We start from the raw sequence: 6,906 nt of genomic DNA, 5'->3' as shown, positions 1-6,906 counted from the left end.
CGCAGTGGGTAAACCGGCATGGATGCCGGTTTAGCCGCGCTGGGCCATGGATGGCCCATTGCGGCGACCCACGGAGCAGGACCGGAGCGAGGGCATGCCGAGCCTTAGCGAGGCACCGAACGCCAGGGGCAAGAGCCCTTGGTTACTTGGGGCCGGGCGGCGTTCCGTTTTTCCAAGTGACTCGCCGTAAGGGCGAAACCCTAGGTGGCCGTTACCGCAGGAATGGATATGTATTCGGTCAACAAAATCCAGGTCGACTGTGAGGCCGCCTTCGCCGGCAAGCCTGGCTCCTACAGTGGATCGGGTGTGGCCATGAGAGATGGATCGGCTGTCAGGCTGTCTTCGCGAGCAGGCTTGCTCCTACAAGGAATTGCGGTTGAGCATTGTCCTCGTGATCGAGCTTGCTGACCCTCACCGTCGAAACGACAATGGATGATGTGATGCGAACCGACAGGCGTTGATCGCCTGGGGAGGTTTCAAATGAATCACTCATCGCTAACCCTCCTGCGCGACCGCACCGACGCCGGTCGACGCCTGGTGGAACCGCTGCTTCCCTATGCCCATCGTGCCGATGTGATCGTCCTGGCCTTGCCCCGGGGCGGGGTGCCGGTGGCCTATGAGGTGGCCACGGCGCTCGGTGTGCGCCTGGACCTGATGCTGGTGCGCAAGCTGGGTGTTCCGTCCCACCCGGAGTACGCCATGGGCGCCATTGCCAGTGGCGGTATTGAAATTCGCAATGAGCAGGCGCTGCGGGCTCACCCCATTGAAAAGGCCGCGTTCGAGGCCGTGGTCGCCCGGGAAACCCACGAGCTGTTGCGCCGCGAGCAGGTTTACCGGGGCTCGCGGGCGCCGGTGCAGCTCAAGGACCAGGTGGTGATTCTCATCGACGACGGGTTGGCGACAGGGGCCTCGATGCTGGCAGCGGTGCGGGCTGCGCGTGGGCAGGCGCCAGCGCGCATCGTGGTGGCGGTGCCGTTGGCGCCGGTTGAAACGGTCGAGGCTATGCGCGGTGAAGTGGATGAGCTGGTGTGTCCGATCATGCCCGACTGGTTCACGTCGATCGGGCATTGGTACATGGATTTTTCCCAGACGTCGGATAAAGAGGTCATCGAACTGTTGCAGCGGGCGTGGCAGCGTGAGGGCTGAAATGGCCTTCGCTGGCAAGCCAGCTCCTACAAGTGGTCGCAAATCCGTGCGGCCAGTGGAATAAACAGCCGTTCTTTGCTTTAGTCCTCCTGTTGCTGGCTTGCGTGTGTTCGACACTTTCCCATGAGGGCGCCCCGGCCCGGAGTGTTCCATGAACCCTCGATTCCTGCGTTTCGTATCCCTGGTCGCCCTGCTTGCGCTGGGCGTTCCTGCGCAGGGTGGTGCAGTTGAATACTCGGATGTGAATGCCAAGGCCAGCACCATCAGGTTTACCTACAACCAGATGGGCACGCGGGCCTTTGGCACGTTCAAGGAATTCGTCGGGGACCTTGATTTCGATACCGCCCACCCCGAGGCAGCCCGTGCCAACCTGACCATCGACCTGACCAGCATCGACGCCGGTAGTGACGACGCCAATACCGAGCTGCAAAAGCCTGCCTGGTTCGACACCGAGCGCTATCCGCAGGCCTCCTTCGAATCGACGCGGGTCAAGGACCTCGCCAATGACCGTTACCTGATTACCGGCAACCTGACGCTGCGGGGCCTGACACGCAAGGTGGATGTGCCGGTCCTGCTCAAGGCCGAGGGCGGTGTCGGGATCTTCGTCGGCGAGCTGACTCTCAAGCGCAACGACTTCAAGATCGGCGAGGGGGAGTGGGCCGACAGCTTTGTTTCCAACGACATCAATATCCAGTTTCGCATGGTCGCGCCACAGCGCTAGCGAACCTGGGTAGTGAACAGTGACGGGAGATGAATATGCCAAAGAAAATCATCGTCGCATTCGACGGCACCTGGAACCTGCCTGATCAGGCGCCGGAGATCGATGGCGACGCCAGCACCAACGTGGTCAAGCTGCATGATGCGATACTCCCCAGCCACAAGGACGGCACGCCGCAGAAGAAAATCTATGTCGCCGGCGTGGGCACCGACTGGTACGACAAACTCGAGGGTGGGGCCTTCGGGGTGGGGTTGTCGAAGAAAATCAAGGAAGGCTATGTCGCCCTGGCCAAGCTGTACGAGGAGGGCGACCAGGTGTTCATTTTCGGCTTCAGTCGCGGCGCCTATTCCGCGCGTAGCCTGGTGGGGCTGATCCGCAATGTCGGGTTGCTGACGAAAAAGCACATCGACCGCATCGATGAGGCCTACACCCTGTACCGCACCCGTGATTCGAGCGCGGATACGGAAAACGCGCAGTTCTTTCGCCAGAGTTACTCCCGGGAAATCGACATCCATTTCCTCGGTGTCTGGGACACGGTCGGCGCCCTGGGCGTGCCGTTCAAATCGGCGGAGTGGTTCAACCACAAGTACTATGAGTTTCACGACACCGAGCTCAGCGGGATTGTGCGTAATGCCTTCCATGCCGTGGCCATCGACGAGCATCGGGCCAATTACGAATGCACCTTATGGGACCCGATCGCCAAGCCCAATCAAGTGATGGAGCAGGTCTGGTTTTGCGGCGCGCATGCCAATGTGGGCGGCGGCTATGCCGATAACTCGCTGTCGGATATTCCTTTGCGCTGGATGGCGAACAAGGCGATGGAGTGCGGACTGGACCTGAATCCGAAAAAAATCCCCCGGCCGCCGAACGCGCTTCCGGAGATCACCGACTCCTATCAGGATTTCCTCGGGGGCACCTACCGACTGTTGAACGCGCGCTATTTCCGGCCGATCGGCAAGACATGTTTTGGCCAGGAATGCATCGATGACACCGTGCAGCAACGGGTGATCACGGTCAGCAATTATCGACCGAAAAATCACGTGGATGTCTATCTGGCGGGAACTTACAAACCCGTGAGCAAGATCTGTTGATGGCTGGGTTGCCTGGCGCCCGATCCACATGGTGTGGACCGGGCGCCAAGCGCTTCAGTGCGCCACTATCGGCACCGTCACCGTCTGCCCGAAGACCGAACGTATGGTCGCGGTCGGGCTCGGTGTCGGGCCGGCGCCGGTGGTACTCACCGACACCCTCCAGCGCGCTCCGGAGCCGGTTGGCGTGAGGATCGCGTTACCGAGGCTGAGCGGGCCGGCGGTGGTGGTGACGGTCACCGCCAGCGTGTTGCCCGTGCCCTTCGACGTGGTGCCGGCCAGGTCCCAGGTGTAGCGATTGTTGCTGCGCACCGTGACAGTCGCACTGGTCGCCACCAGCTCTTCGTTGACCGTCGGTGCCGGCGTCACCGCCACGGACACCGTTGCCGGTTCCGACACCGCGTTCTTCGCGTCGCTGGCCTGGTAGGTGAAGGCTGCGGTGAAGGGCGCGGTGATGCTGGCCGGTGGTGTGTAGATCACGCGCACTCCGTCGGTGCTGACCACGCCCTGGCCGGAGTCCGGTTGGCTCAGGCCCACCACTTTGAGCGGCAGGTTACCGTCCGGGTCGGTGTCGTTGGCCAACACGTTGATGGTCACCGGCTGGCCGTTGCTGCTGGCGGCACTGTCGGGGTTGGCGACTGGTTTCTGGTTCTGGTTTTCGTCATCGTCACCGTTACCATCACCGTTGCCCGGTGTACGGAACGTCGGCAGCGCTGCGGAGGCCACATAGGTGACACCGTCCCAGCCGGGCAGGGGCGTCGGCATCAACTGGAACTGCCCCGGATGCTCGATATCCCAGCGCAGCAGCATCGAGGTGTCCTCGTGCTGGGTGTTGTGGCAGTGCTCCATGTAGGTCCCGGCGAATTCGCGGAAGCGGATCGCCATTTCCACGTCCACCGAACTGTCGATGCCTTCGCCGATGCGATACACGTCCTTGCGCGCCCATTTTTCCCATTCCGGTGGCGCCTTGCCGTCGCGGCTGAGGATAATGCCTTCTTCGAAATGCACGTGCACCGGGTGGTTCCAGCCGTTGCCGCCGTTCTTGATTTTCCACACCTCCAGCGTACCGTCGCCGCTGTAGCCGCCATCGGTGGGGCCGGTTGACAATTGCGCGGCGGCACTGATGCGCCGAGCGTCCATGTCGTAGCCAAAACCGCCGTCGGTCTTGATCGTCCACGGCGCTTCATCGGTGCCGTCGGAGCGGCCGAAAATGAACTCGCGATGCCGCGCCACTTTTATTTTGGCAAGGTCGGTGGGGTTATCACGATCGAGGGTCAGCGGGATCATTTTCTTGCCCGCCGGCTTGCCCGGTTTGGCCGGCTCATAAGCGACCGGGTCCATGCTCAGGTCCTGGCCGGTGTAGGGCTGCACGATCATTTGCATGAACTTGCCCACCACCGGGTCTCCCTTGTCCCATTCCGGTCCTTTGCTGCCCTGCTTGATCACTGCCTTGTACTTCTCGGACAGCACGTCGGCCAGGCTCAGGCCGTTCTTTTCCGGACCCTTGCCGGTCTTGTGTTCCATCAGGTTGACGAAGTACAGCTTGTCGCCGGTCTTGATCCCGTTTTTCGCGAAGTTGACGATGATGTCGAAGCGCTCGGCGATGCCCTGGGTCGGCAGGATGCCGTTGTGGTTCTGTTTATCGCCATCACCGTCCAGGTCCATGCTGCCGTCGAACGGCACGGCGTGTTCCATGATGTTGCCGTCGTTGCCGATCAGGTGGAACGGCACCCGGCTGTAGGACACCCCGGAACCGGAAGGCCCTGGGAACTCACCACCGCTGCCGGCGATTTCACGCACCAGGGCGATGCGGAAGTAGCGCGACACCGAGCCGTTGAGAATGCGGAAGCGGTAACTGCGTGCGCGCACTTTCAGGCGGGGCTCGTACTGCCAGTTGACCAGGATCTGATCGCCGAGGAAGCCGTCGGTGTTGAACGGGTTGAACCACAGTTGGCCATTGGCGTCCCAGGCCTTGTCGGCGACCACCAGGTTGACGTCGTAGTCGCGGTTGCCCCAAGGCATGGCCGAGCCGCTGGGCAGGCGCAGGTTGACGCCGTCTTCGATCGCCTCGTTACCCCGGTCCAGGGCGCTGTAGTAGTTCATCATCACCGCGTTGCCCTTGTAGACGTTCTGCGCGGTGAAATCGAGCATGTGGTCGTGGAACCAGTGGGTGCTCATGGTTTCGCGCCAGTCGCCACGAATCTTGATCGTGCCGTTTTCGCAGGTCTTGAGACCGGGGCTGGCGTCGTTGACGAACAGCTTCTCACCCGGTGCGCATGGGAACGCCGCGCGCGGGTCTTCAGCCTTGGTGTTGATGGTGTCGTAACCGGCCAACTGCAGCGGCCAGCGATAGTCGTAGTACTGCCCCGGAAAGAAAAACGCGTTGGTGTAGCCGTCGCTTTCGGCCGGGGAGTGGCCGTTGTGCTCGTGGGTGCTGATGGTGTGCAGGCCGAACCCCATGTTGGCCGCAGGGTCGATCGGCAAGGCATTGTAGTGTCGCATCAGCACCGGCTGGCCATAGCGGACCATCAGCAGTTTGGCCGGGAAGGTACCGTCGAAGGTCCACAGCGCATTGTGATTTTGCAGCGGGAAATTCGGGTGGAAGCGGGTGTCGATGCCTTTGGTCGTACCGGTCGTGGTGGGGATGTCCGAGGTCTGGTAGTAGAGGCCGCCGGGGCCGAACTCACCGACGGCGTAGTTGTGCAATTGCCGGCGATCGCGCATGCCGGTGTTGATCCGCGCGCCGACTTGCACGGTCTTGTACGCAACCTGCGGGTAGAACTCGTTCCAGCGCTGGTGCGACCAGCCTTTTCCCGGTGGCCGCCCCTCGGCCGGCGAACCCACGGGTTGGCGGTTGAGGAAGGCTTCGATCTGCGCCTTCCACGGGTTGCGGTCCAGCACATTGGAGAACTGCGACGGAAATGGGAACAGGCCGGGCTGGCGCATGAACGCATCCAGCGCCGAACCCGACGGGGCGCTGCGTGCAATGCTGTTGGGGTCCTGGGCCGGCGCCGGGCCGACAGTGGGTACGGGAAAGGTCAGGGGTGGTGCAGGGATCGTCGGGTCGAGTTTTTCCGTGCCGAATTCTTCGAACAACAGCAATTGTTGGGTGAACGGTTGAGCGCCGTACAAGGGGCTGGGTTTGCCGTTGGTGGGGTAATTGAACGAGGTCTGCAAACTCGGCGGCAGCACGTTGTCGGCACGCGGGGTATTGCGGTCGCCATACGCGCCGTTGGGCAGGGCCAATGCACCCTGGTTAGTCTCGGGCATGGCTTTCAGGGCTTCGAGCGCTGCGGCGGCGGCGACCGGATCGGCTGGCGGATTATAGTAGGCTGAGGGGTCGGTCGGTGGCGGTTGGCTTTCATCGTCGAGCGGGGCCGCGCTGACGGTGGCGAGGCTGGCGCTGATCAGCATCAGGGAGGCCACACTCGACCTCCGTAAGTAGCTCAAGGAACGAAATGCGGGTGGTGCATTTTTCATTTGGTTTCCCCTTACGCATGCCAAATTGGCGAAACCCACGTCCCCGAGTGGGGGACGACTGCTGCGGTGAAAGGGCTGGTGCAACAGACGGGCCATGTCAAAAGTGGGAAAAAAATTTGTGATTAATTAGTAAGTTGTTTCTGAGTGTTTCAGGGCTGTGTCAGTGGGTGGTGGGGGAAATTCCGCATAAGCGGGGAAAACGTTCTTATTTCATTGGGTTACTTTCACCAATGACAGGTTGGCTTGCGAAAACGTGTCGGCACGGGAGGAAATGAGAGTCATTATTAAATAAAATTGTGTGGGGCTTTCTCCATGTCCTCTGTCGATCTCTCGCTGCAACAGGCCGTGCATACGCGTTAAAAGGACCAGCGCCCATGCCAAACGCCGTGATGTGCTCAAAGTCCTGTCGATTCTGCTGATGGCGGGCGGAGCCTGGGAACGATCACAAGCAAGTAACCCGCTCCGGCACGCTAT

General features: G+C 61.4%; 5 protein-coding genes. 3 read left to right on the top strand and 2 right to left on the bottom strand.

Annotated features, from left to right (window positions below):
- Positions 1–331 precede the first annotated feature (331 nt).
- Positions 332–493, bottom strand: coding sequence for a hypothetical protein (locus HFK74_RS29285; RefSeq protein ID WP_180206565.1), 162 nt, complete (start codon positions 491–493; stop codon positions 332–334).
- On the opposite strand from HFK74_RS29285, the gene HFK74_RS29280 reads away from it, so the two are divergent.
- From HFK74_RS29280 to HFK74_RS29270, 3 genes are all read left to right on the top strand, one after another.
- The gene (locus HFK74_RS29280; protein ID WP_180206564.1) at positions 481–1,146 is read left to right on the top strand and encodes a phosphoribosyltransferase; all 666 of its coding nucleotides are present in this window, start codon (positions 481–483) and stop codon (positions 1,144–1,146) included. The two genes, HFK74_RS29285 and HFK74_RS29280, sit on opposite strands and share 13 nt — an antisense overlap.
- A gap of 151 nt (positions 1,147–1,297) precedes the next feature.
- A complete protein-coding gene (locus tag HFK74_RS29275; RefSeq protein ID WP_180206563.1) occupies positions 1,298–1,867 on the top strand; it encodes a YceI family protein in 570 nt (189 codons plus the stop codon).
- A 35-nt stretch (positions 1,868–1,902) separates the two neighbouring features.
- Positions 1,903–2,955 carry a DUF2235 domain-containing protein gene (locus HFK74_RS29270; RefSeq protein WP_180206562.1) on the top strand — a complete coding sequence of 351 codons (1,053 nt, stop codon included), beginning with the start codon at positions 1,903–1,905 and terminating at the stop codon, positions 2,953–2,955.
- Positions 2,956–3,009: 54 nt separating this feature from the next.
- On the opposite strand, the gene HFK74_RS29265 is transcribed toward HFK74_RS29270, so the two are convergent.
- Positions 3,010–6,432 carry an Ig-like domain-containing protein gene (locus tag HFK74_RS29265; RefSeq protein WP_180206561.1) on the bottom strand — a complete coding sequence of 1,141 codons (3,423 nt, stop codon included), beginning with the start codon at positions 6,430–6,432 and terminating at the stop codon, positions 3,010–3,012.
- Between the last annotated feature and the right edge of the window lie 474 nt (positions 6,433–6,906).

Origin of the sequence: Pseudomonas sp. SbOxS1, from assembly GCF_013416725.1 — a bacterium.
Classification (GTDB): domain Bacteria; phylum Pseudomonadota; class Gammaproteobacteria; order Pseudomonadales; family Pseudomonadaceae; genus Aquipseudomonas.
This window is presented reverse-complemented; position numbering and strand designations above follow the sequence as displayed.